At 67.0% G+C, this 1,563-nt stretch carries 2 protein-coding genes and 3 tRNA genes; 2 read left to right on the forward strand and 3 right to left on the reverse strand.

The annotated features are described in order from the left end of the window. The 3 genes from MTBSS4_RS17890 to MTBSS4_RS17900 all read right to left on the reverse strand — a co-directional run. A partial coding sequence (locus MTBSS4_RS17890) for a GTP-binding protein (RefSeq protein WP_254432647.1) occupies positions 1 to 201 on the reverse strand: 201 nt, incomplete at its 3' end. Between the two features lie 76 nt (positions 202 to 277). Then, positions 278 to 351 (reverse strand) — tRNA-Gly (locus MTBSS4_RS17895). Between the two features lie 83 nt (positions 352 to 434). Beyond that, a tRNA-Tyr gene (locus MTBSS4_RS17900) sits at positions 435 to 520 on the reverse strand. Positions 521 to 633: 113 nt separating this feature from the next. Here MTBSS4_RS17900 and rlmB point away from each other — a divergent pair. Further along, positions 634 to 1,425, forward strand: a complete 792-nt coding sequence (gene rlmB / locus MTBSS4_RS17905) for a 23S rRNA (guanosine(2251)-2'-O)-methyltransferase RlmB (RefSeq protein WP_173984738.1) — start codon at positions 634 to 636, stop codon at positions 1,423 to 1,425. A 13-nt stretch (positions 1,426 to 1,438) separates the two neighbouring features. Further along, positions 1,439 to 1,514: transfer RNA gene (locus MTBSS4_RS17910), tRNA-Thr, on the forward strand. Positions 1,515 to 1,563: the final 49 nt, after the last annotated feature.

A 1,563-nucleotide genomic window follows, 5' to 3' on the forward strand; every position in this document is an offset into this window, starting at 1 on the left:
ATGCGCCGTCGAGATGGTGATGCCGCGCGCCTTCTCCTCCGGCGCCTTGTCGATCTGGTCGTACGCCGTGAAGGTGGCGCCGCCCGTCTCCGCCAGGATCTTGGTGATCGCAGCCGTCAGCGAGGTCTTGCCGTGATCGACGTGACCAATGGTGCCGACATTGCAGTGCGGCTTGTTGCGCTCGAATTTAGCCTTAGCCATTTTTCAACCCGTCTGATCGCGGCGGCTGCCGCTTTGGTTCAATGCCGTGCTTCCGGCCGAGGCTGTTCGGGGCGAGTGGAGCGGGTGAGGGGAATCGAACCCCCGTCATCAGCTTGGAAGGCTGTTGCTCTACCATTGAGCTACACCCGCCAGTTCGTCCCGCACGGTTGCACCGTCTGGCGCTCAACCTGAAGAAATCTCTCTCCGTCACCCGGCCCCGGATAGGGGGTAATTGGTGGAGGGGGGGGGATTCGAACCTCCGTAGACTTTCGTCGGCAGATTTACAGTCTGCTGCCATTAACCACTCGGCCACCCCTCCACACCATCACCCGGCTTTCGGCCGGGGCGACGGGAGGGCTGTACTATGAGAATTTGGCGGTGCTTGTCAATCCGAAAAGAGCAGGATAAACGGAAGGTCTCAAAGGAGTTCCCATGAAGAAGCGCGACAGACCCGACGACCGCCGCCCACAACGGCGCGACACTCCCCAGCGCGGCGGCGGTGGCGGCGGCGCCTCGTTCTGGCTGTACGGCAGCCACGCGGTGGGCGCCGCCCTGATCAATCCGGAACGGAAGATCCGCCGGCTGCTCGCCACCGCCGAGGCCGCCAAGGGACTGGCGGGCAATAGGCCCGGCATCCCGGTCGAGCCGGCGGAGCGCGCCGAGATCGACCGCCTTCTCCCCATGGGCGCGGTGCATCAGGGGGTGGCGGCGCTGGTCGAGCCCCTGCCCGCCCAGGGCATCGAGGACGTCTGCCGCGCTGCCAGCCTGGGCGAGACCGGCGTGGTGGTGGTGCTCGATCAGGTCACCGACCCGCACAATGTCGGCGCCATCCTGCGTTCCGCCGCCGCCTTCGGCGCCCTGGCGGTGGTGGTCCCCGACCGTCACGCCCCCGAGGAGACCGGCGCCCTGGCCAAGGCCGCCTCCGGCGCCCTGGAGCGCATGCCGCTGGTGCGGGTAACCAATGTCGTCCGCGCCCTCGACACGCTGAAGGAGTCCGGCTTCTGGGTCGCCGGGCTGGCGGCCGACGCGCCGAAGACCCTGGCCGGGGCCGCCCTGTCGGGCCGCGTCGCCCTGGTGCTGGGAGCCGAGGGCGAGGGCCTGCGCCGCCTGACCCGCGAGCATTGCGACCATCTGGTGCGCCTGCCCATGAAGGGCGACATGGAAAGCCTCAACGTCTCCAACGCCGCCGCCGTGGCGCTTTACGAATTGGCCCGGGACGGCTAATTTCCCATCCAGTGCCGGCTTAGCTCAGCTGGTAGAGCACCTGATTTGTAATCAGGGGGTCACGGGTTCGAACCCTGTAGCCGGCACCACTGAATTAAAAAGGGGGGGGGTGCGGTTCATGCCGCAGCCCCTTCTGCA

It is taken from the genome of Magnetospirillum sp. SS-4 (assembly GCF_902729425.1).
Lineage (GTDB): Bacteria > Pseudomonadota > Alphaproteobacteria > Rhodospirillales > Magnetospirillaceae > Phaeospirillum.

Coding starts and splice junctions, on each gene's coding strand:
- rlmB (WP_173984738.1), top strand. CDS start 634: ATGAAGAAGCGCGACAGACCCGACGACCGCCGCCCACAACGGCGCGAC.